This window comes from Stenotrophomonas sp. AC248 (genome assembly GCF_979258185.1).
Window position 1 is genome coordinate 4,009,164 of sequence record NZ_OZ409840.1, and the last position, 22,169, is coordinate 4,031,332.

At 68.2% G+C, this 22,169-nt stretch carries 24 protein-coding genes; 12 read left to right on the forward strand and 12 right to left on the reverse strand.

Annotated features, from left to right (window positions below):
- Positions 1-140: 140 nt before the first annotated feature.
- From ACZ0AE_RS18045 to ACZ0AE_RS18055, 3 genes are all read left to right on the forward strand, one after another.
- Complete coding sequence (locus tag ACZ0AE_RS18045; RefSeq protein ID WP_463601791.1) at positions 141-2,192, forward strand: TonB-dependent receptor; 2,052 nt, start codon at positions 141-143, stop codon at positions 2,190-2,192.
- A gap of 68 nt (positions 2,193-2,260) precedes the next feature.
- Positions 2,261-3,091: an AraC family transcriptional regulator gene (locus tag ACZ0AE_RS18050; RefSeq protein ID WP_463601792.1), complete on the forward strand. Its 831-nt coding sequence runs from the start codon at positions 2,261-2,263 to the stop codon at positions 3,089-3,091.
- Between the two features lie 10 nt (positions 3,092-3,101).
- The gene (locus ACZ0AE_RS18055) at positions 3,102-4,211 is read left to right on the forward strand and encodes an alpha/beta hydrolase family protein (protein ID WP_463601793.1); all 1,110 of its coding nucleotides are present in this window, start codon (positions 3,102-3,104) and stop codon (positions 4,209-4,211) included.
- 13 nt (positions 4,212-4,224) lie between these two features.
- Here ACZ0AE_RS18055 and ACZ0AE_RS18060 read toward each other — a convergent pair whose 3' ends face one another.
- Positions 4,225-4,845 carry a M23 family metallopeptidase gene (locus ACZ0AE_RS18060; RefSeq protein ID WP_463601794.1) on the reverse strand — a complete coding sequence of 207 codons (621 nt, stop codon included), beginning with the start codon at positions 4,843-4,845 and terminating at the stop codon, positions 4,225-4,227.
- A gap of 350 nt (positions 4,846-5,195) precedes the next feature.
- Here ACZ0AE_RS18060 and ACZ0AE_RS18065 point away from each other — a divergent pair, with 350 nt between their 5' ends.
- A complete protein-coding gene (locus ACZ0AE_RS18065; protein WP_447595878.1) occupies positions 5,196-5,369 on the forward strand; it encodes a hypothetical protein in 174 nt (57 codons plus the stop codon).
- A gap of 28 nt (positions 5,370-5,397) precedes the next feature.
- On the opposite strand, the gene ACZ0AE_RS18070 is transcribed toward ACZ0AE_RS18065, so the two are convergent.
- Positions 5,398-6,285: a LysR family transcriptional regulator gene (locus tag ACZ0AE_RS18070; protein WP_137190542.1), complete on the reverse strand. Its 888-nt coding sequence runs from the start codon at positions 6,283-6,285 to the stop codon at positions 5,398-5,400.
- 184 nt (positions 6,286-6,469) lie between these two features.
- Between ACZ0AE_RS18070 and ACZ0AE_RS18075 the strand changes: the two genes are divergently transcribed.
- Both ACZ0AE_RS18075 and ACZ0AE_RS18080 read left to right on the forward strand, forming a co-directional pair.
- Positions 6,470-7,441, forward strand: coding sequence for an alpha/beta hydrolase (locus ACZ0AE_RS18075; protein ID WP_463601795.1), 972 nt, complete (start codon positions 6,470-6,472; stop codon positions 7,439-7,441).
- 62 nt (positions 7,442-7,503) lie between these two features.
- On the forward strand, positions 7,504-8,715 hold the full coding sequence (locus ACZ0AE_RS18080) for an MFS transporter (RefSeq protein ID WP_463601796.1): 1,212 nt from the start codon (positions 7,504-7,506) through the stop codon (positions 8,713-8,715).
- A 16-nt stretch (positions 8,716-8,731) separates the two neighbouring features.
- On the opposite strand, the gene ACZ0AE_RS18085 is transcribed toward ACZ0AE_RS18080, so the two are convergent.
- Together ACZ0AE_RS18085 and ACZ0AE_RS18090 are read right to left on the reverse strand one after the other, a co-directional pair.
- Positions 8,732-9,370, reverse strand: a complete 639-nt coding sequence (locus ACZ0AE_RS18085) for a response regulator transcription factor (protein ID WP_137190544.1) — start codon at positions 9,368-9,370, stop codon at positions 8,732-8,734.
- The gene (locus tag ACZ0AE_RS18090) at positions 9,367-10,470 is read right to left on the reverse strand and encodes a sensor histidine kinase (protein ID WP_463601797.1); all 1,104 of its coding nucleotides are present in this window, start codon (positions 10,468-10,470) and stop codon (positions 9,367-9,369) included. Before ACZ0AE_RS18090 ends, ACZ0AE_RS18085 begins: the two co-directional genes overlap by 4 nt.
- A 146-nt stretch (positions 10,471-10,616) precedes the next feature.
- Here ACZ0AE_RS18090 and ACZ0AE_RS18095 point away from each other — a divergent pair, with 146 nt between their 5' ends.
- Together ACZ0AE_RS18095 and ACZ0AE_RS18100 are read left to right on the forward strand one after the other, a co-directional pair.
- Positions 10,617-11,039: a DUF2141 domain-containing protein gene (locus tag ACZ0AE_RS18095; RefSeq protein ID WP_038685891.1), complete on the forward strand. Its 423-nt coding sequence runs from the start codon at positions 10,617-10,619 to the stop codon at positions 11,037-11,039.
- A gap of 38 nt (positions 11,040-11,077) precedes the next feature.
- On the forward strand, positions 11,078-12,601 hold the full coding sequence (locus tag ACZ0AE_RS18100; RefSeq protein WP_463601798.1) for a carotenoid oxygenase family protein: 1,524 nt from the start codon (positions 11,078-11,080) through the stop codon (positions 12,599-12,601).
- A 48-nt stretch (positions 12,602-12,649) separates the two neighbouring features.
- Here ACZ0AE_RS18100 and ACZ0AE_RS18105 read toward each other — a convergent pair whose 3' ends face one another.
- From ACZ0AE_RS18105 to ACZ0AE_RS18120, 4 genes are all read right to left on the reverse strand, one after another.
- Entirely contained in the window at positions 12,650-13,408 is a 759-nt protein-coding gene (locus ACZ0AE_RS18105; RefSeq protein WP_463601799.1) for a carbon-nitrogen hydrolase family protein, read from the reverse strand.
- Between the two features lie 93 nt (positions 13,409-13,501).
- On the reverse strand, positions 13,502-14,182 hold the full coding sequence (locus tag ACZ0AE_RS18110) for a hypothetical protein (protein ID WP_463601800.1): 681 nt from the start codon (positions 14,180-14,182) through the stop codon (positions 13,502-13,504).
- Positions 14,183-14,311: 129 nt separating this feature from the next.
- Positions 14,312-14,581 carry a membrane protein gene (locus ACZ0AE_RS18115; RefSeq protein WP_038685884.1) on the reverse strand — a complete coding sequence of 90 codons (270 nt, stop codon included), beginning with the start codon at positions 14,579-14,581 and terminating at the stop codon, positions 14,312-14,314.
- 270 nt (positions 14,582-14,851) lie between these two features.
- The gene (locus tag ACZ0AE_RS18120; protein WP_463601801.1) at positions 14,852-15,439 is read right to left on the reverse strand and encodes a hypothetical protein; all 588 of its coding nucleotides are present in this window, start codon (positions 15,437-15,439) and stop codon (positions 14,852-14,854) included.
- 70 nt (positions 15,440-15,509) lie between these two features.
- Between ACZ0AE_RS18120 and ACZ0AE_RS18125 the strand changes: the two genes are divergently transcribed.
- The 4 genes from ACZ0AE_RS18125 to ACZ0AE_RS18140 all read left to right on the forward strand — a co-directional run bounded on the left by ACZ0AE_RS18125 (position 15,510) and on the right by ACZ0AE_RS18140 (position 18,191).
- Complete coding sequence (locus ACZ0AE_RS18125; protein ID WP_463601802.1) at positions 15,510-15,827, forward strand: hypothetical protein; 318 nt, start codon at positions 15,510-15,512, stop codon at positions 15,825-15,827.
- A 128-nt stretch (positions 15,828-15,955) separates the two neighbouring features.
- The gene (locus ACZ0AE_RS18130) at positions 15,956-16,537 is read left to right on the forward strand and encodes a TetR/AcrR family transcriptional regulator (protein ID WP_463601803.1); all 582 of its coding nucleotides are present in this window, start codon (positions 15,956-15,958) and stop codon (positions 16,535-16,537) included.
- A 50-nt stretch (positions 16,538-16,587) separates the two neighbouring features.
- Positions 16,588-17,691, forward strand: a complete 1,104-nt coding sequence (locus tag ACZ0AE_RS18135; RefSeq protein WP_463601804.1) for an alkene reductase — start codon at positions 16,588-16,590, stop codon at positions 17,689-17,691.
- A gap of 116 nt (positions 17,692-17,807) precedes the next feature.
- Positions 17,808-18,191, forward strand: coding sequence for a nuclear transport factor 2 family protein (locus tag ACZ0AE_RS18140; RefSeq protein ID WP_354284909.1), 384 nt, complete (start codon positions 17,808-17,810; stop codon positions 18,189-18,191).
- A gap of 93 nt (positions 18,192-18,284) precedes the next feature.
- Here ACZ0AE_RS18140 and ACZ0AE_RS18145 read toward each other — a convergent pair whose 3' ends face one another.
- The 4 genes from ACZ0AE_RS18145 to ACZ0AE_RS18160 form a co-directional block, all read right to left on the reverse strand.
- Positions 18,285-18,527 (reverse strand): hypothetical protein, encoded by a 243-nt coding sequence (locus ACZ0AE_RS18145; RefSeq protein WP_463601805.1) that lies wholly within the window; start codon positions 18,525-18,527, stop codon positions 18,285-18,287.
- 73 nt (positions 18,528-18,600) lie between these two features.
- Positions 18,601-18,903, reverse strand: coding sequence for a SymE family type I addiction module toxin (locus ACZ0AE_RS18150; RefSeq protein ID WP_463601806.1), 303 nt, complete (start codon positions 18,901-18,903; stop codon positions 18,601-18,603).
- A 261-nt stretch (positions 18,904-19,164) separates the two neighbouring features.
- On the reverse strand, positions 19,165-19,692 hold the full coding sequence (locus ACZ0AE_RS18155) for a YybH family protein (RefSeq protein WP_463601807.1): 528 nt from the start codon (positions 19,690-19,692) through the stop codon (positions 19,165-19,167).
- A 471-nt stretch (positions 19,693-20,163) separates the two neighbouring features.
- Complete coding sequence (locus ACZ0AE_RS18160) at positions 20,164-22,143, reverse strand: PEP/pyruvate-binding domain-containing protein (protein WP_463601808.1); 1,980 nt, start codon at positions 22,141-22,143, stop codon at positions 20,164-20,166.
- Positions 22,144-22,169 lie beyond the last annotated feature (26 nt).

Consider the following 22,169-nt stretch of genomic DNA (forward strand, 5'->3'; position numbering starts at 1 on the left):
CGGGATGACATCGCCTTGCAGGCGCGTCGCGGTTCCGTAGCGAGGGCTCACAGATGGCCTACGGCTGGCAGCGGGGGTGGGCCACCACTGTTGCAATGTTATATCATTTCTATATCGAGACTGCCTGACGCCGCTTCCCCATGAAAACCCATGCCCTGGCCTCCGCCCTGCTGGCCACCCTGTGCGCCCCCGACGCGGCGGCCAGCCCGCCCCCTGGTTCGGCCGTCACCCTCGGCAGCGTGGAAGCCCGCAAGGGCAGCACCGGCCCCTTGGCGTCGCGCCAGGTGTTGACCTCGGTGGATGTGATGGGCGCCGACCAGATCGCGCACAAGAACGTCGGCAACAGCTGGGAACTGCTGGGGCAGATGCCGGGCATCCAGCTTACCGAAACCCGCCAGGGCGCCGAGTCCGGCAAAGCCAGCTTCCGTGCGTTCAACGGCGAGGGCTACATCAACGGCATCAAGATCCTGATCGACGGCATTCCCAGCAACGTCAACAGCGGCAACCAGCGCTTCGTGGACATGATCTTCCCGCTGGACATCGACTACATCGAAGTGGTGCGCGGCACCAACGACCCGCGCTACGGCCTGCACAACATCGGCGGCAACATCAACATCGGCACCCGCCAGGGCGGCACCTACACCGATGCCCGGCTCAGCGTCGGCAGTTTCGAGAGCCGCGAAGTGCAGGTCGCGCTCGGTCGCGAGGCCAACGGTGTGGCACAGAACTACTTCATCGGCACCCAGGCCTCGGACGGCTATCGCGACCACGACCGGTCGCGCAAGTACTCGCTGGGCGGCAAATGGTTCATCGGCAGCGACGAGGACGTGCTCAAGGCCGGCCTGGTCGCACGCGTGTACCACCACGTTGCCGACGAACCCGGCTTCCTCACCGCCACCGAACTGGCCAACGCACGCCGCGCATCGCCGCGCAAGAATGCCAACGATGGCGATGTGCGCGACATGCACACCCTCGGCGCGCACCTCGACCTGCGCCTCACCGATACCCTGCAGCTCAGCAACCGGCTGTACTACAACCGGTACGAGGACGATCGCCAGGTGACCTTCACCGACTACCGACCCGGCAACGCGCCGCGCCAGCGCCGGCAGTGGGACGAACGGCAGACGGGGCTGCTGAGCACCCTGACCTGGCGCGCCAGCGAGCGGCTCACCGTGGCTGGCGGCATCAACGCCGAACAGCAGGACAACGCGTACCGGCGACTGCGTTACGCCTACGGCATCCCGACCGACTTCGATGCCGTACCGGCGCGCATCCAGAACGATGACCGCTATTCCCTGGACAACGTCGGCGGCTACCTGCAGGCCGTGATCCAGCCGACACCCGCGTTGAAGATCGTCCCGGCGTGGCGGGTGGACCGGTTCTCGGGCGACACCCACCTGCCCGGCGGCGTCCGCGCGCCGTTGCAGCGCTCCGGCTGGATAGACCAACCCAAGCTCAGCGTGGCGTACGCGTTCACCCCCTCGCTCAACGTGTATGCCAACTGGGGCCGCACCTTCCAGGTGCTGACCGGGTCCACCGCCCCGGCCTACATGACCAGCGGGCAGGCCGCCTTCCGCCCGTCGATCAACACCGGCAAGGAACTGGGCATCAGCTTCAGCCCGGCCGACGGCATCCAGGCCCGTGTCGCCGCCTGGCAGCAGGACGCCACCGATGAAGTGGCCAACATGCCCGCCACCGGCACCACCGTCGGCCTGGGCCAGACCCGGCGACGCGGCGTGGACCTGCAGTTCAATGCACGCGTGAACGCGCACTGGACGCTCTGGGCATCGCACGCCATCCAGCAGGCCAAGGTGATCAGCGCGTTCACCGCCGACGGCCGCTCGCTAGCCGGCAACGAGGTGCTGGCCACGCCGCGCCACATCACCAACATCGGGGCCGACTACCGCCCCGATGCGCGCTGGCGCTTCGGCATGCAGGGCCGCCGGCAAGGCGACTACTACATCGAAGAACGCAACCAGCACGGTCGCTTTGGCGGCTTCGCGGTGCTGGACGCCAGCGCCGGCTACGCGGTGTCGGAGCGGCTCAGCGTGGACGTGCAGGTGAAAAACCTCACCGGCCGCACCTACGCCTACGCGTGGTACGACAATTTCTTCTGGGGCGGCAATGACCAGCCGATGTTCTCGCCGGCTCCGGGACGCAGCCTGTTCGTGTCGTTGAACCTCACGCTGTAGCAAGAACGGCCAAGCGGCCCTGGCGATGCTGGGCTACGCTGCGTGCCTGTCCCGATCCGGAAGGCGGCATGAGCGCGGCACGCAGGGCCCTGTGGTACATCGAAAGCCACCACGCCGCGCCGATCGCCCTGGCCGACGTGGCGCGCGTGGTGGGGGTATCGCCGTTCCACCTGTCCCGCGTGTTCCAGGCCAGCACCGGCACCTCGCTGGTGCGCTACCTGCGCGGGCGACGCCTGAGCGAAGCGGCGCGGCAACTGGCCGGCGGCGCGCGCGACATCCTGCAAGTCGCGCTGGACGCAGGCTATGCCTCACATCCCACCTTCACCCGTGCATTCTCCGAGCAGTTCGGCCGCCCGCCGGAACAGGTGCGCGCGCAAGGATTGGACAGCATCGCGCTGGTGGAGGCGATCAAGCTGCACGACGATGCCCTGCCCTGCGCGCAGCCACCGCGCATCGTCAACGCCGACACCTTGCTGGTAGCCGGAATCGGCGCGCGCCACCACGGCGCGTCGGTGGCCGCCATTCCCTCGCAATGGCAACGGCTGGCACTGCACTGCCCCAGCGCACCGGAGGTGAGCTACGGCGTGTGCTGCAACAGCGACGATGACGGCAGCTTCGACTATATCGCCGGCATCGGCGTGGCCGGCTTCGCGGCGCTGCCGGACGGCTGGCAGACCGTGCGCATTCCCGCCCACCGTTACGTGGTGGCATGGCACGCCGGCCACATCTCGGCGATCCGCTCCACCTGGTACTGGTTGTTGAACCATTACCTGCCCGCGTCCGGGCTGAGCCTGGCCGATGCGCCGGAGCTGGAACGCTACGACGCACGGTTTGACGCCCACAGCGGCCACGGCGGCGTGGAAATCTGGCTGCCCCTGGCCGACACCGACCCTACCTGAGAGAACGCCGATGCGAGTGCCTGCCCGTTGCCTGACCCTGCTGCTCTGCCTGGCCAGTGCCCCCTCGCTGGCAGCGCCCGCGCCTGCCGTTGTCGGCGAGCGCCATGGCCAGACCCGCAGCGCCAGCGCCGCGGTGCGCGATGCCGCGCATCACGACGGCCTGCGCTACACCGTGTGGTACCCGGCTGCGCCCGGTGCGCGCGAGCGGCCCATCACCATCGGGCCACCGGACGCCCCGCTGTTCAACGTGGGCAGCGCCGCCGTCGACGCGCCCATTGCGCCGGGTGCCCTGCCCACCCTGCTGCTGTCGCACGGCAATGGCGGCAGCGCGCGGATGATGGGCTGGTTCGGCATTGCCATGGCACGGGCCGGCTATCTGGTGATCGCGGTGGACCACCCGGGCAACAACGGCGTGGAGCCGATGACGCTGGCCGGCAGCATCCTGATCTGGGAACGGGCCGAGGACCTCAAGGCCGCCCTCGCCGCAGTGCAGGCCGACCCGCAGCTTGGGGCGCACGTGGATGCCACGCGCCTGGGGGTGGCCGGTTTTTCCGCCGGCGGCTTCACCGCGCTGGCCGCCGCCGGTGCCCGCGTCGACATGGCCCACCTGTTGGCGTTCTGCCGCGCCACCCCGGATGACGGGGTGTGCCAGCCGCAGCTGGAAATGCCCGCCTCCACGCTGCAGGCCCGCATCGACGCAGCGGCGACGCCCGCGTTGGCGCCTTACATGGCGCAGGCAGGCGATGACCTCGGCGTGCCCGGTGTGCGTGCCGCCTTCCTGATGGCACCGGCCATCGTGCAGGCGTTTACGCCGGCGCAGCTGCGCGCACTGCCGCAGCCGGTGTCGATTCTGCTTGGCGACGCCGATGCGGTAGCGCCGCCATCCACCAATGGCGAGGTGCTTGCAGCGCTCGCACCGCAGGCGACACTGCACGCGTTGCCCGGCGTAGGCCACTACGACTTCCTGGCTGCCTGCACCCCGCTCGGCCGCCAACGCCTGGCCACCCTGTGCCCACCGGAGGCGCCGCAGGCCGCGGCCCACGCAGCGGCCATCACGCAGGCGCTGCAGGTGTTTGGCCAAGCGCTGGCACCGGTATCGGGCACGCCCGCTACCCGCTAGCGCGCGCCCGCCGTCATCGCCGCGCTGCCGGCGTTGCGCCGGGGGCCGGCGTCCATGCGCGCAGCAACGGCAGCGGGTCATACGCGCCTTCGCTCCCGTAGATGCCCCAATGCAGGTGCGGTGGCGTGCCCTTGGCATTGCCGCTGTCGCCCACGTAGCCCAGCACCGTGCCGGCCGCCACCACTTCGCCGCGCGCCAAGCCGTCGCGCCAGCCTTCCAGGTGGGCGTAGTAGTAGCGCTCGCGGGCCGGGCCCAGTACCCACACCTGCCGCCCACCCAGCCCGCCCTCGCGGACATCGGCCACGATCCCGTCGCCCACGCTGCGCACCGGCGTGCCGCGCTTGGCGAAGATGTCGATGCCGGCATGGGTGCGGTCGCGGCCACGGGGCGCGCCGAACGTATCGGCAATGCGCCGGGCCGTCACCCCGTCCACGGGCACCGGCAGTGCGGTGGGCGGCGGCATCCGTGCCAGTGTCCACATCGCCCGCGGCACCTCTGCCCAGCGGCTGTTCCACAGGGCGCCCACCGCCACCACGCAGGCGGCCAACAGCAGCAGGCGAACCAGCCAGCGGCGCAGCCGACGTGCCGGTGAGGGCGTAGCGGCAGAAGAAGACATCGGTGTATCCGGGCGCATCGTTGCTCCAGTGGGGCGCAGGCAACGAGGGTACAAAGCGTGTGTGGGCTGGGCATGAAGTGCACGGTCTTTGTGGTCCGCGTCACGGCATTGCCGCGCCGGATGGACAGCGGCTTCACGTGGCATCTGCTGAACTGCAGCTGTCGCCTGGGAAATTCATTCCGGTTTCCCTCCGCTGGACGCCCGGCAGGCTGCTATCGAAGGCACCCCATGAACACCGCATTCAAGATATTTCTGTTGGTCGGCGCCCTGTTGTATGGGCTGCCCGGGTTGGTGTGGTGGGTGAACCACCGCCGTGCCATCCGTGCCAGACAGGGCGGGGCCGCGATGGGGTCCAGCGGGCCGACCACGTGAGCCTGACCGCCGAGCAGCGCCGCATCCTGGATGACATCAACGCCACCCGCCCGGTATCGGACGCAGATGCGAACTGGGCCGTGGCAGCCGGTTACGCCGCGCAGGCCGAAGACGGCGACATCGACCTGACCCAGGCCGGACGCCAACTGGTGGACAGCACCACGCTGTAAGCGGCACTGACAAACACGGCCGCCCGCTTCAGCGCCGCAACGCCTCCACCACCAGCGCGAACGCCGGCGAATGCTGCCGGCGACTGGGGTAATACAGGTGATAGCCCGGGAACGGCGGGCACCAGTCCGCCAGCACCCGCACCAGCCGGCCATCCTCCAGGTGCGGCGCAAACTCATCCTCGGGCAGGAAGGCAATGCCCAGCCCGTCCAGCGCGGCCAGCACCATGTGCGGCGAGGTGTTGAAGGTCAGCTGGCCGTCCACGCGCACGTTCACTGCACGCCCCCGACGCTCGAACTCCCAGGCGTACAGCCCGCCTCGTGTCGGGAAGCGCATGTTGATGCAACGGTGCCCGGTCAGGTCCGCCGGCACCTTCGGCGGCGGCACGCTGGCGAAGTAGGCCGGTGAGGCCACCGCCGCCATGCGCAACGGTGGGCCGATCGGCACAGCCACCATGTCCTTGTCGATGCTTTCGCCCAGCCGGATGCCCGCGTCGAAGCGGTCGGCCACGATATCGCGCAGGCCGTAGCTCACATCGAACTCGATGTTGATGTCCGGGTAGCGGTGCATCAGGGGCATCAAGCGCGGCAGCAGCAGCGTGCGCAGCGGGAAGTCGCCACTGGTCAGGCGCACGGTGCCGGCCGGTTTGTCGCGCAGTGCGGTCAGCGCGTCCAGTTCCGCTTCGATCTCATCGAAGCGATTGCCAATGGCGGCCAGCAGGCGCTCGCCGGCCTGGGTGGGCGACACGCTGCGCGTGGTGCGGGTCAGCAGGCGGATCTCCAGCCGCTCTTCCAGCGCCTTCAAGGCCTGGCTCAACGCGGACGGGGTCACCCCGAGCACGCTGGCGGCACGGGTGAAGCTGCCTTCGCGGGCAACGGTGACGAAGGCCAGAAGGTCGTTGAGATTGCGGCGTGCCATGGGGCAAGTCTGGCACGCCACATTGATTAGCGCACCTAACAGCGTCATTCCCGATTGGTTAGCTAATCAAATGGTGCCCGCGCGACCACACTGGGCTGGCCCACTCACCGATGGATCGCCCATGCCCAGGTTGCTTGCGCTGATTGCGCTGTTGACCCTTCCCCTCTTTGCCTCAGGAGCCGATATGAGCCACGGCGCAGACAATTTCTATTCCAGCCCCCGGGTGACCGTGCAGAAGGTCACCTTCAAGAACCAGTACCAGATGCAGGTGGCCGGCAACCTGTTCGTGCCCAAGGATCTGGACCGCAGCGTGCCGCACGCGGCCATCGTGGTTGGCCATCCCATGGGTGCGGTGAAGGAGCAGAGCGCCAACCTGTATGCCACGCGCATGGCCGAGCAGGGCTTCGTCACCCTCTCGCTGGATCTGTCGTTCTGGGGCGAAAGCGAAGGTCAGCCGCGCAACGCCGTCTCGCCGGACATCTACGCCGAGGACTTCAGCGCGGCAGTCGATTTCCTGCGCACGCAGCCGTTCGTGGACAAGGACCGCATCGGTGCCATTGGCATCTGTGGCAGCGGCAGCTTCGTCATCAGCGCGGCGAAGATCGACCCGCGCATCCAGGCCATCGCCACGGTGAGCATGTACGACATGGGCGCGGCCAACCGCAACGGTCTTGGCCACGCGGTGAGCGTGGCGCAACGCAAGGCCGCCATCGCCGCCGCAGTGGCCCAGCGCGATGTGGAATTCGCCGGCGGGCCGGTGCAGTACACCAGCGGGTCGGTGCACAGCATCGATGAAACCTCCTCGCCGGTTGAACGCGAGTTCTACGACTTCTATCGCACCCCGCGCGGGGCGTACACCCCGGCCGGATCCTCGCCGGCGCTGACCACTCATCCCACGCTGACCAGCAACCTGAAGTTCCTCAACTTCTATCCGTTCGCCGACATCGAGACCATCTCGCCGCGCCCGATGCTGTTCATCACCGGCGAGACCGCCCACTCGCGTGAGTTCAGCGAAGAGGCCTACCGCCTGGCCGGCCAGCCCAAGCAGCTGCTGGTGGTGCCCGGCGCCGGGCATGTGGACCTGTACGACCGGGTGGCGCTGATTCCATTCGACGCGCTGACCGCGTTCTTCACCACCCACCTGCGCGCCCGCTGAGCCCACAAAAAACGCCGGCCTACTGCGGGCCGGCGCCTTGTTTTCGCCCCTACCGAGTCCTCATGTCCACGCCTGCCTCCCCTCCCCTGCCTGCCACCACCGCCCAGGACGCTGTGCCTCATCCGGCCAACTGGGGCGGCGTGCTGGCCATGAGCCTGTGCGTGTTCGCCCTGATCGCCTCGGAATTCATGCCGGTCAGCCTGCTCTCGCCGATCGCCGCCACGCTTGGGGTGAGCGAAGGCTGGGTGGGCTACGGCATCGCCATTTCCGGCGCCTTCGCGGTGGTCACCAGCCTGCTCACCGCGCGCGTGGCCGGCCGCATGGACCGCAAGGCGCTGCTGCTTCTGCTCACGGTGCTGATGTGCGTGTCCGGCGTGGTGGTGGCCACGGCCGCCAACTACGCCATGTACATGCTCGGGCGGGCGCTGATCGGCGTGGTCATCGGTGCGTTCTGGTCGATGTCGGCGGCCGTGGCCATCCGCCTGGTACCGACGGACGAGGTGCCCAAGGCGTTGGCGCTGTTCAACGGCGGCAACGCACTGGCCACGGTGGTGGCCGCGCCGCTGGGCAGCTACCTGGGCGGCATCATCGGCTGGCGCGGTGCCTTCTTCTGCATCGTGCCGGTGGCGGTGATCGCGCTGGCATGGCAGTGGATTGCGCTGCCGTCGATGCGGCCGGCCCCGCAGGCCACGGCACGCCCCGGCGCGCTGCGGCTGCTCACCCGCCCGTTGCCCGCGCTGGGCATGCTTGCTGCCGGCCTGTTCTTCATGGGTCAGTTCACGCTGTTCACCTATGTGCGCCCCTTCCTGGAAGGCACCACCGTCGTCGCCCTGCCCGCGCTGTCCAGCATCCTGCTGGCCATCGGTGTAGCCGGCCTGGTCGGCACGCTGCTGGTGGGACGCCTGCTCCAGGGCAGCCCGTACCCGGTACTGATCCTGTTCCCGATCGTGATGGCGGTGATCGCGCTGGGCCTGACCGTGTTCGGCCATTCGCTGACGGTGACCGCCGTGCTGCTGGCGGCGTGGGGGCTGGTTGCCACCGCGGCGCCGGTGGGGTGGTGGTCATGGCTGGCCGCCACACTGCCGCGCGACGCCGAGGCCGGCGGTGGCCTGATGGTGGCGGTGGTGCAGCTGTGCATCGCGCTGGGCTCCACCGTGGGTGGCCTGCTGTACGACGGTGCCGGCTACCGGGCCACGTTCGGCGTGAGTGCACTGCTGTTGCTGCTGGCGTCCGCCGCAGCGGTCGCGGTGGCACGCGTGGGCCGGCGCGGCTGAGTACCAGGCCCGCGGCTCAGATCACCCGCAGGGTGATCGCCTTCAACACCGCGCGGGTCCGGTCGCGCGTGCCCAGCTTGTCCAGGATGGTGGAGACATAGTTCTTCACCGTGCCCTCGGCCAGGAACAGGCTGCGCGCGATTTCGCGGTTGGAATAGCCGCCGGCCAGCAACCGCAGGATCGCCACTTCCTTCTCGTTGAAGGTATCGCTGGGCGGCGCTTCATCGTGGAAGCGGTAGCGCGCACGCACCGGGTCGGTGCTCACCGGCAACAGCAGCGTGTGGCCGGCGGCGACGCGGCAGATCGCCTCGTGCAGGTCTTCCGGGGCGGCATCCTTGAGCATGAAGCCCTGCGCACCGGCTTCGCTGGCACGCAACAGCAGATCGCTTTCATCGAAGGTGGTCAGCAGCAGCCACGGCGTGGCGTCGCCGCGTGCACGCACCTGCTGCAGGGCCTGGATGCCGTCCAGGCCCGGCATGCGGATATCACTGAGCACCACGTCCACCGGTTGGTGGGCCAGGCCATCCAGCAATGCCTGGCCGTCGTCGGCCTCCAGCACCACCTGCACCCCCAACCCCTGCAACAGGGCCCGCAGGCCGGCCCGCACCAGCGCCTGGTCGTCGGCCAATGCGACCCGCACCGGTGCCGCGCTCATGCCGGCAACCGCGCGATGAGGTGCATGCCGCCGGCATCGGTACGCGCCAGTTCCAGCTGCCCCTGCAGCTCGGCCAGGCGTTCGCGCATGCCGGTGATACCGTTGCCTTCGCGGATGCGCTCGCTGCGCTGGCCGTCGTCGCGGATGTCGATGCGCACGCCGTGGGCGTCCGTGTCGATGTCCAGCCATACGGTGTTGGCATCGCCATGCCGCGCCGCGTTGGTGAGTGCTTCCTGGGCCAGCCGCAGTACCGCATCGGCCACCAGCGGATTGCCGATGCGAACCTGCGCGCCGATGCGCACGCGCAGCCCGGGCCGGGGGAACGGGGCCGCCAGCGCCTGCAGCGCGGTGGCCAGGTCGAGCCCGCGGTCATCGCGCATGGACTGCACCACCTGGCGGATATCGCCGAGCAACTCAGCGGACAGGCGCTCGGCCAGCAGCACCTGATCTCGGCCGGCCAGCGCAGGATCGGTGGACAACGCGCGCAGGTTCAGGCGCATCGCGGTGAGTTTGTGCCCGGCCACGTCGTGCAACTCGCGCGCCAGGCGCAGGCGCTCGGCGTCGCGTGCGCCGTCGGCCAGCAGCGTGCGCGTGGCCAGCAGGTCCGCATTGACCCGGGCCAGCGCATCGCGTGCCTGCTCGGCGCTGCGTGCGTAGTGCGCGGTAAGCGCGGCAAACGCCTGGAAGCCGGCGTAGATCGCCACGATCAGCAGCGGCTGGCTGAAGCCGCTGTGGCGCAGCACCAGGTATAGGGCAACGTTGAGCACCACCGTGGTGGCCAGCACCGCGCGCGGCGACCAGCGCTCGGCCAGGTGGGCCACCAGCACCACCAGCAGCACCGGCACCGTGCCCACGCGGGGCTCCAGCCAGCACAGCCACAACGCCAGCAGCGCCTGAAGCACGTCGCTGGCCAGACGCAGCGGCGACCGCGGCGGCAGGTGGTCGTAGGCCAGGAACAGCGCGATGAAGACCCCGAGCACGCTCCAGCGCAGCGCGCCATCGGCGTCGGACGGCAGCCCCAGCGACAGCCCCACGCCCAGGATGGTGAGCAGGCCGGCCAGGCTGAGGGGACTGATGAGGGTGCGCAGGAAAGAAGGCATGTGCGCATGCTGCCCGCGCAGGATGCCGCCCGGCAATGGGCGCGGCGCAGAAAGTGACTTCCGGCACTGCGGATCGATGACCACTGGGCATGGGGCCGCGGCGGCGCGCTGGGCAGACTGGCCCCACACCCAACCGAGCCACCGCCATGATCCGCAACGCCCTGTTCTGCCTTCCGTTCGCCGGCCTGCTGCTGGCCTCCACCGCCGCTGCCGGCGACCTCCAGGTGGACCTGCACGGCATCCGCGCCCACACCGGCACCGTGCGTCTGGCGGTGGTGGACAGCGCCGCCGGCTGGGACGGCAAGGCGGCTCCGGTGCAGGCGCAGAGCCTGCCGGCCACCGCCGATGCAGCGCACGTGGTGTTCAAGAACCTGCCCGCCGGCGACTACGCGGTGCTGGTTACCCATGACGAGAACGACAACGGCACGCTGGACACCAACCTGGTGGGCATTCCGGTGGAAGGTTATGGCTTCAGCAACAACCCGCGCGTGCAGCGCAAGCCCACCTTCGACGAAGCGCGGGTACAGGTGCCGGCCGACGGCGCGGCCATCGACATCGCACTGCGCTGACCGCACGCCCTCTTCCGCCCCTCTTACGAGATTCCCGCATGGACCGCCGCCGTTTCCTCCGCTCGCTGCTGTCGGCCACCACCACCGCCGTGATCGGCGCCACTGCCCTGCGCAGCCTGCCGGCCATGGCCGGCGATGCCGCCACGTTCGCCGCCGCCCGCCAGCAGCACCCGTGGCTGACCGGCTGGCGCAGCGTCACCACTGAAAGCCTGGGGCCGGCGACCGTGCAGCTCCAGGGCCGCCTGCCACAAGGGCTGGCCGGTACGCTGTACCGCAACGGCCCGGCCTGGACCGAACGCAACGGCTTCCGCTACGACCACTGGTTCGACGGCGACGGCATGGTGCACGGCTGGCACTTCAACGGCGATGGCACGCTGACCCATCGCGCGCGGATGGTGGCCACGCCCAAGTTCACCCGCGAGCAGAAGGCCGGCCGCTTCCTGTACCCGGCCGCCGGCACCGCCGTGCCGGACATGCAGGCGGTACGCAACAACGACGATGCCAACGCCGCCAACACCTCGGTGATCAGCATTCATGGCCGCCTGTTCGCCCTGTGCGAAGCCGGCTCGGCGTTCGAACTGGACCCCGATGAACTGACCACGCTGGGGCCCACCACCTGGCGCCCGGACCTGGCCACCGTGCCGTTCTCCGCGCACCCGCTTGTGGACCGCGACGGCACCGTGTGGAACTTCGGCTCGCTGTCGCTGCTGGGCGGTACCGGCCTGCTGGTGTGGAAGATCGGCGCAGACGGACAGCTGCGCTCGGCCACCGTACTGGACACTCCGTTCATGGGCTACCTGCATGCGTTCGCCATGACCGACGACCATCTGGTCTTCATGCTGATGCCGTTCGACGTCAAGCCATCCGGTGCGGCCTTCTTCGAGCGCCTGCAGTTCGCCCCGGACCGCCCCTGCCGCATCGCCGTGGTACCCAAGTCCGCGCCGGATACCGCGCAGTGGTTCGAGGCGGACTTCACCGCGGCCTACCATTTCGGCGATGCGTACCAGCGCAACGGCCGCATCGTCATGCGCACCGTGCGCCACGACGACATCAACGAAGCGCGCTCACCGATGCATGCCGCGATGGCCGGCGATGCCGCGCATGCAACCCATTCCAATGCCTCGCTGCGCGAACTGCACCTGGACCTGCGCACCGGGAAGGCACACTGGGAAGAGACCGGTATCCAGGGCATCGAATTCCCGCTGTTCGACCGCCGCAGCGCCGGCGGCCGCGGTGCGCGCCTGTACGCACCGGCCATGCAGGGCGAAACAACGGCGCCCTATTTCAACGCGGTGGCCAGCTACGACGTGGACCGGGGTCGGCGCGAGGTGCACCGGTACGGTCGCGACATCCTCGCCGAGGAACACGTGTTCGTCCCGCGACCTGGCAGCTGCAGCGCCGACGATGGCTGGCTGGTAGGTACGCTGCTGGATGCGGCCACCCAACGCAGCGGTATCGCGGTGCTGGATGCGCAGCGCATCGATGCGGGTCCACTGGCCCAGGCATGGCTGCCGTATGCGGTACCGCTGGGCTTCCATGGCACGTTCGCCGCACGCGGCTGATGGCGTGAGACGCTGAGAAAAAGCATGACCTCCCCGGGATCGCGCGCGTCAGCGCGACGGTTCCGGGGCCGCAGCGTCGTCCATCGGCAGTACCTCGCCCACCTGCGTGGCCAGGTCATACACCACCAGCGCCTCGCCCTCCGCATCGGCACTGCACACGCATTGGCCGTCATTGCGCCAGACGGCGGAGCGGCCCGCCATGACGAAATCATCGGCCGCGCCCACACCATTGGCCATCATCACGGTCATCCCGTGCTGCCGCGCGATGGCGGGGTAATGCCGGTAGCCTGTCTCTACGCCACGCGCGGCCTTGGCCACGCTGGCCAGGTAGACCGTTGCCCCACGCGCTGCCGCAGCCTGCGCGTGCACCGCCTGCAGCGATTCGTAGCAGATGGCGGGCGCGATCACCGCACCGTGCAGCGGGAAGACCATGGGCCTGTCGCCCGGATGGAAGTACGGCCGTTCGTCGGCATGCAGCATCTGCTTGGCGTACACCGCCGGCGCTTGCCGGCAGCGGAACACGAACATGCCGATCTCGATGCCCTCATGCCCGCTGTACGGGGCACCGACCGCGATCAGCATCTGGTGACGGTCACTGAGTGCCTGGAACACCGCCAGGCGCGGATCGTCCTGGGCCATCGCCAACCGCTGCGCCAGGCGGGGTTCGTAGCCGGTGAGCGAGAGTTCGGGGAACACCACCAACGCCGCGCCGTGGGACGCGGCCCGTTCAATGACCGCGATGTGCCGGTGAATGTTGCCATCGATATCACCGGCAAGCGCGCGCATCTGTGCCGCAACAAGCTTCATGGCGCTTCCTCTGCCAGGCAGGGCGGAACGCGCTGCGTGTGCGCCCTTCAATACACCGTCAAGCGGGCGCAGGGCAACACGGCGATGCGCGCTTCACTTGCGGGCGGAACGCGTGCGCTTTCCGTCGCTCTCCTGCGCAGCCGCGCGGCTCTCCGCGAACGCCGGGAAGGTCTCGGCAATGCTCGCCTTGTCGGGCAGGATGTAGAACACGCCACCGCGCTCGAACGTGGTCCGCACGACCTGGTCGTAGAACGGGGTCGAGACATTGATGCAGCCATGGGTGACACGGTTGTCGTCCGGCGACGCCGATGCCAGGCGTTCGGCACGCTTCTCGGCCGGGGTGCCGGGCGGGGTGGGATGGAGGGAGACGGCGGACTCGTAGTCCACCCACAGCACGCGCCCGGCGTCGATGGACGGACCGTAGCCGCCCACGAAGCGACCGGCCGGTGTGGTCCGGTCCCGTCCCGGAATCGCGCGAAGCGCAAGACCGGCAACGCCCGGTGCGGAATGATCGCCGATGGCCGAGCCAAACAGCGCGGGTGCCGCGCCGCGAAGCCGGCCGTCGCCGCCGAATATCAGGATCTGGGCGGCGGCCTTGTCCAGCACCGCGAAGGGATAGCCCTGGCTGTCCTTGCTTGCGACCACCCAGCCGGCAAGCTCGATCACGGTGTCGGAGACTTCCTGGCCTTGCGGCAGCTCATCGACGGCGGCGGCTGGCTGGGCAACGGGTTCTTCGGCGCGGGCTACGTCGGTGCCGGCCAACGCCAACGCCATGACCAGCGCGCCACAGACGGACCGGAATGCAGGAGATGAATACGTAGGGATGGCACAGTTCCTTGCAGTTAAGACGGTGTGATCACGGGACGCCGGTGGCCTGCAACGGCCACCGGAACCCGATTCCAATTAACCGCGCGGCGTGCGGCGGGGCGCCTTTTCAAGCTGCTGGACGCGGCCTTCAATCTGATCCAGACGCTGGTTGGCCTGCTGTGCGGACTGGTTGGCCGATTCGGCACTCTGGGCTGCGCCCTGAACCTTCACGTCGAGCTGGTCGAGGCGTGAGTTGATCGTTGCAAATTCGTCTTTATAGGTGGCGCAGGCACTGAGACCGACGGTGGCGATGATGGCCACGGTGAGCGTACGGGCGGTGTTGATCTGTCGCTTGGTGAGGAACATTGCACTCCCTCCTTCGTCTGGGGAACCCGGACTATAGCGGCCTTTTCGCCAGAGCCATGACCGGCTTTCAGCTGCGATTGGAAGACGTAGAGGCAGCGTGAAGAGCGACCATCATCGCTTCAGCTTCACTCCATCGGTCTCCGTGAGAATCCGTGGTACGTGAGTGACCAGCACGCCGGGCATCAGCATCATGGCGTGGCTGCGATAACAACGCGTGCTGCGAACAGAAGCGGCCACGCTCGCGGCGAGGGGCGCGCACAGAGATCGCTGCTACCCCTGCTGCGTCATCGCCACCGGTTCGCACGCATCGATGCCGACCAGTCCCGCGGCTCCCATTGCTTTCGCCAGTATCTCGCCGCATACCAGCAGCGGAATGGCCTCGTTGTGCGAGCCGAAATACCGGTCGGCAAAGGCCAGCTCATTGCCCGCCAGAAGCGCACCGGGAGCGAGCACGAGGGTCCCGCAGCCCACGACATCCAGGTGCCGTCCACAGCCGGTGCACAAACGCAGGCACTGCGTCCCCATGGCGGCATAGTCCAGCGCGACCGGGGTGATGCACGTAAGGTGATGGAAGCCCGGTGCCTTCGGCAGGTCCACGAAGCGCAGGTTGGATCCACCCAACGATGCATACAGGGTTCGGAAGCGGTCGCTGACAATCACCGCGCCGTCGTAGCAGCAGGAGATGTCCAGGCGGCGCCTGCGCATCCGGAATCCTGGGTTGGTGAATTCCGGATCGGTGCGGTAGCCGCACGTGGCACACGTGGGAACGCCACTGGCCGGGTCCACTTCGTCGCACGATCCGATCATGTGCGCGCCATTGCCTTTCAGACTGAGGTGGTAGAGCACGGGCGGTGACATCGGCAGTGAGTCGATCGGACGCCGATTTTAGCAGCGCAGGCTGACCAACCCGGTCGGTCATACTGGCAGCATGAAGATCGCCCTCGCCTCCCTGCTGCCCACCACCGACCTGCACCTGGCGGCATTCCTGCACCGCCGGCTGGCGCTTTCGCTGGCCCACGTGCGCGGCCAACTGGCGCTGGGCGCCAGCGGCACGTTCTACACCTGCGAACTGTATGGCAACGACCATGTGCAGCGTGACAGTGAGATCCGCGACATCGTCCGCGTGTTCGCCGAACGCAACGCGCCGCTGCAGGCGTGGGAAATGGACGCAGGCCAATCGCCGGAGCCGCTTGAAGAAGCCCACCTGCTGAACGCGCTCGACGCGGCGGCGGGCGCTTATCGGTAGCCGTCCAGCGCCCGGCCGCTGGCATCAAGGTGGCTGCCGCTGTGACCCGGAGGGTGATCCTGAACACCACAGAGACCTCCCATCCGACCTACTAGACGACTGGTCAGTTTCTGCGTATCGTAGCGGCCATGAAGAAGCCCGCCCATGAAACCCGCCAGCACATCCTCGACGTCACACGCGCGCTGATGACCCGCAAGGGCTACACCGCCGTGGGTCTGGCCGAGGTTGTGGCCGCTGCCGAGGTACCGAAGGGGTCCTTCTACTATTACTTCAAATCCAAGGAAGAGTTCGGCCTGGCGCTGCTGGATGAGTACTTCTCCGCCTACCTGGCCACGGTGGACCGCCTGTTGGGCGCAGGGGGATCCGGCGCCGAGCGCCTGATGGCCTACTTCGCCTACTGGAAGGACACCCAGGGCTCCGACTTCCCGGACGACAAGTGCCTGGTGGTCAAGCTGGGGCCGGAGATGTGCGATCTCTCCGATGACATGCGTTCGGTGCTCAGGACCGGCACCGACGCCATCATCCAGCGCATCACCCGGTGCACCGAGCACGGCCAGGCCGACGGCTCCATTCCCACCACGGTGCCGGCAACCGAGCTTGGCGAAGCGCTCTACCAGCTGTGGCTGGGCGCGTCGTTGCTGGCCAAGCTCAACGACTCCACCGCCGCGTTCGACACCGCCCTGGCCGCATCGCACCGCCTGCTGGCGTGATGTTGTTTTGCCTATTTACTAGACGACCGGTCAATTACATCGAACCTCTCATGACAGACATCAGCCCCCGTACCGACCTGTTCTCGCCCACTGCCCTGGGCGCCCTGCAGCTGGCCAACCGCATCGTGATGGCCCCGGTCACACGCAGCCGCTACGGCGAAGACGGCGTGCCCCACGACCTGCACGCCACCTACTACGCGCAGCGCGTCAGCGCCGGGCTGATCGTGGCCGAAGCCACCAACATTTCCCCCCAGGGCCGTGGCTACGCCGCCACGCCGGGCATCTGGAGCGAGGCACAGGTAGCGGGCTGGAAGCAGGTCACCGACGCGGTGCACGCCGCGGGCGGAAAGATCGTCAGCCAGCTCTGGCACGTGGGTCGCTTCTCCAATGCGGCGTTGCAGCCCAATGGCCAGGCCCCGGTTGCGCCGTCTGCCATCCAGGCCGAAGGCGATACCTACACCACCGACGGCTTCGTGCCGGTATCGATGCCGCGCGCGCTGGACACCGATGAAATGCCCGGCATCGTTGCGCAGTTCGCGCTCGCCGCACGCAATGCGCAGCGCGCCGGATTCGATGGCGTGGAAGTCCACGCCGCCAACAGCTATCTGCTTGATCAGTTCCTGCGCGACTCCACCAACCAGCGCACCGACCGCTATGGCGGTTCCATCGAGAACCGCGCCCGGCTGACGCTTGAAGTCACCCAGGCGGTGGTGGACATCTGGGGCAGCGATCGGGTGGGCATTCGCCTGTCGCCGGTCACCCCGGACGCGGGCAACACCCCGCCGGACAGCACCGTCATGGCCACCTACGGCCATCTGATCCAGCAGCTCAACCGCTTCAATCTGGCCTACCTGCATTTCGTCGAAGGGGCCACGGCCACCTCGCGCAGCGTTCCCGACGGCGTGAACCTGGATGCACTGCGTGCGCAGTTCAACGGACCCTTCATCGGCAACAACAACTACGACCTGGACCTGGCTATCGCGCGCCGCGCCGAAGGCCGTATTGATGCGGTGGCTTTCGGTCGTCTGTTCATTGCCAACCCGGACCTGGTGGAACGCCTGCAGCGCGGCATGCCGCTTGCCGTCGCACCGCGCGCGTCCTACTACGGCGGCGGTGCCGCCGGCTACACCGACTGGCCACCCGCCTCACCTTGATCGCCCTACCCGCACCGGTGCCTGCCGGCTGGTGCCCTGCATCCCCGACGGCCCGGCGCACCCTCGCCGGCCACCCCGCTCCCTCCCTGCAACTCCACCCTCGTAAAGGAATTCCCATGACCCATGCAACATACGTGCAGGACTACACCGCCATCGTCGAGGTACTGAACCAGTACAACGAAGGCGGCAAACAAGCCAACAGCAGCATCATGAAGCCGGCCTTCAACGCGCAGGCCACGATCTTCGGCGTGGACGCCGACAACGCGCTGGTGGGCGGTCCCATCCAGGGCCTGTTCGACACCATCGACACCGCGTTCCGTCCTTCGCCCGATGCACGCGCCGCCATCGCACGCATCGACATCGTGGGTACCGCAGCCAGCGCACGCATCGATACCGATGGCATCTCCGGCTACCGCTTCACCGACTTCTTCAACCTGCTCAAGGTGGACGGTCGCTGGACCGTGGTGAGCAAGATCTACCACACCCATCCTGCGGCCTGAGTCCAACGGGATACGGCGGGGCAGCCGCGCGATGCGGCTGGCCCGTGGTGCCGTCCATTCACCCTCACCACGGGCAGGCCGGCAACCCTGTACTCACGCCATGCCGAACGGACTGCACTGCCAGCCCTGCTGCCGGCGCGCCCACGCGTCCGGATCCGGGTCGCCGCTGTCGTCGCGTGGTGCCTGCCCATCTGCAGCCGCATTGCGGCTGATGTAGGCGTGCATGAACTGGTGCAGCAACGTTTCGACCGGACAGTGTTCGCGTGCGGCGGTTTCGTGGAAGCGGGCGCATAGGCCGGGGTCGACCGTTACCTGCATGAAGACACGCTTGCTCATGGGGTGCTCCTGTTGCCAAGTGGCGGGGCAGCGCCCCGCGCTACGTGTAGGGACTGCGCGGCACTGCACCGCGCTACGCTGCGGCCTTGCGCTGCAGCTTTCGCGGGATCTTCGGCGGAACGATGACCGGGCGGCTTACCACGGTGAGTACGATGCGGCCGTACGTGGCCTCCACCTTCAGGCTGGCGCCGATGTCGAAACCCACATCCAGCAGCCAACGGCCGCGCAGCTTCAGGTAGGGCACCCTCTCGGTGGGCCCCTGCTCTTCGCGGTCTGGGTACGTCAGGAAGCCTACCTTGTAGCGCATGGCGGGGCGGGAATACGCTTTGCGCTTGGGCGGTTCAAAGAGGGGCGTGTCTGCCCACGGGGTACGCATGCTGGACCTCCGGTTGACGTGTCGCCCCGCCGGGATGGCGGGGCGTCGGGAGGTTAGAAACCGTCATGCGCAAACCGGCGGGCGTATTTCCACGAGGGTGTTGTATTAGCCACCCTCCCGACAAAGGACGTCCAACTTTTGCACATGAGGAGTTTCTACGCTCCGGTGAACACCATGCGCGTTGGTGTTGAGGATGGGAAATCGCTTGTTTCTGTTGATGCGGCGGGTTTGTTTGATGGGGTCTTGATGACGTTGATTGCGTCAGGTGCCGCGCATCGAGCCGATGGTGTGTGTGGGCGCGTCCATCGGCTTGCGCGTCTGCGGCGCGGCGTTCGTGTTGTCCATGTCCGAAAAGATCATCCACTGCCCATCCGCCGCGCGTTGCAGGGCAAGGGTGAACTTTCCCGCATCGCGTCGGCCACCGCCGAAGCCGTATCCGCCGATGACATAGCCGACGGTGCCGGACACCGCGTGGGCGAATGCGCGCAGGCGCAGTGAACCGCCCGGGCCTTGGCCCGCGTAGGCCGCCTCGATGGCAGCACGGCCGCGCACGGGCGGTTGGTTGCTTTGCAGTATTACGCCGTCCTCGGCAAACAGCGCGGCAAGTCCTGCTGCGTTACCGGCGTTCCATGCGCGCTCGTAGTCGCGCAGCACACGATCGAGTTCGGCCGGCAACGGTACATCGGGAAGCTCTGCCTGCGGCTCGGCCGCCGGGGTGACTTGCGCGGCCAACGGGCTTGCCGTGAGTGCCAGCCAAGGGAAGATCAAAGCGAGTACCAGCGCGCGCATGGATCCAGCTCCTGTAGTCATGAGGGCGACGGCAGCCGCCGGGGCAAGAATACGCCTGCGGCCATGCCGTTGCGGGAAGGGCACGGGTTGACCGGTCGGGTGGGCGCACGGTGGCCGTCTATGCAAAGCCCTGCTCATGGGCGTGCCGCAGCCAGGCTACATCCACGGCGCCGGTGAACCCCACAAGGGCGTCCACGCCGCACTGTGGACACAGCGCGGTTTGATCCTGCTGCTCGCCGTCGCACCACGCCGCACTGGCACCAGGCGGAAATTCGGCGAAGCAGTAGTAACAGGCCGCCACATCGCTTGCGAGCAGCTGCCTGCGGTGCAGGGAAGATTCACAGGTCCTTGCCATGGCGTGCTCCTACCGCATCCCGCAGGTCGCCCCTGCGCAGCGACCATTCTCGGTGAAGCGCAGCTCCGAACGCCTTGGATGTCCGGTCGGCGCCGGCACGTCCGGCTGCACATCCGCTACCGCGCACTGCCATCCACGTACGGCCGCGACTGCAGGATCAGCACCTCATCCCCCACCACGGCCCACTCGATGTCCTGGTCCACGCCACCCAGCGCCTGCTTGGTGCTGGCGCCCACCCGGGCCAACCGCGCGATGAGCGCATCGGTGAGCACCTGGCGTGAACCGGTGATGGGCACTTCGCGCACCCCGCCGGCCGCGTCGGCCACCAGCTGGGTGTCTTCCGCCGACCGGCTCAGTACCTGCACCGCCTTGGACCAGGTGGAGTACATCACCTGCTCGGCCTGGCGCTTGCCTTCCACCACGCGGATACCCAGGCCGCGCTTGGCCGAAATGTAGGTGATGTGGCGGCGGGCGGCGTCGAACGGATCGCGCGTGATCATCACGCCGGAGCTGTCCGAAGGCGCGGCACGCTGCACCAGTACCGCCATGGCCACCGCGTCCTGGCGCAGGCCGGCGGCCGTACGGGCCTCGTACGCCTCGAAGTTGAAGACCGACGCCCACACCGTCTGCACGGCCTTGGCTACGTCGTCGGTGCGGGTGACATTGGGCACGGTGGTGTACAAACCGGCGCCGCTGAAGCCCGGCAGGTCCTCGGAGTTGGACGAGCTGCGCACGAACACCGCGCCGCCCTGCAACTGGCTGCGCCACTGGCTGTCCAGGCTGCGCACGAAAGTCGTATCGGGCGCGGCGTTGGCGATCTCCGCACGCAGCGCCGCCAACGCGTCCCGGCGGACGGCCGCGTCGGTACTGAAACCGGGACGACGTTGAAGTTCCTGCAGGCGCTGGGGAATGCGCAGCCGCTGCATCATCGCCTGGTAGTGGGCGAACGGGATGCAGAAGCCGTCGGGCACGCGCGCGGCGGGTGGCAGCGCGGTTTTCAGCGTGCCCAGGTTGGCCGCCTTCACCCCGCAATGGCCGCTGTCACGCGCGCGCAGCGCGGCCAGCGGCTTGAGCGCGACCACGCTCAGGTCCGGGCGTGGCAGGTTGCGCACCGTGGGGCGCGCCGCCGTGGCCGACGGCGTGCGTGCCGGGCGCGTCAGCCGGGTGACCTGGTAGTTGTTGTGGGTGACCTCCAGGGCGACCCACTGGCCGTCGTACGGGCGCAGGGCCGCCTGGGCATCGCGCAGGTAGAGGTTGGGAATGCCCCAGCCCTTGGCCAGCAGGTTCACGTGCGACAGCAGGGTGGAGGGACGCTGGGTGACCAGGCCGGCCACCGGTGACAGCGCGATGGGCACCTCATCCAGCACCGGGATGTCGCCCGGCGACAGCGTGCGCAGCTGCGCCTCCGAGCGCACGATGCGCAGCCGACCCTCGGCGCGGCCGGTGTTCAACGGCAGGAAGCGCTGCTCACGCAGCAGCGCCTCCTGGCTGACGTAGGGCAGCCCCATGCTGGTGGCCAGCTGCTCGTGCTGGGTGGAGTTGGTCTTGAAGCGGATCGGCTCGCGGAAGGAGGCGCGCACCACCGTGTCGGTCTGCCGCAGCAGGGGCGCGGTGAGCTTGTCGCCCTCCCAGAACTCGAAGGTGTAGCCGGGCAGATCGCGCTGCCAGCTGAGCGTGCCGAACAGGAAGCGCCGCTCGGGGTCACGGTACTGGGCGTTGAGCGTGGCCTTGTCCAGGCTGCGCACCAGCCGCTGGCGGCGCACGAACTGCTCGTGCAGCGCAATGCGCGGGGTGTTGATGTAGTAGATGCGCGCGGCGTTCTGCCGGTCGATCACGAAGATCAGGTGCGGCATCTCCAGCGCGGTACCGGCGTTGTAGACGCGGGCGAGCTGCATGAACTGCGCGCGGTTGTCGATGCGCGACAGATAGTCCGGCCCTTCGGTCGACGTGGGAGCGGCCTCGTTACCTGGCCGGTACTCGTAGGGTGATGGCTTGCGTGCGGTCTGCGCCAGCGCAGCTGAGGTGCAGAACAGCAGCAGCGCAAGCAGGGCCAGCACGCGCGGTGGCCAGGCAAGGTGCGTACGGGATCGGTCCATGATGCCGGTGCAGGAGTTGAAGTGGG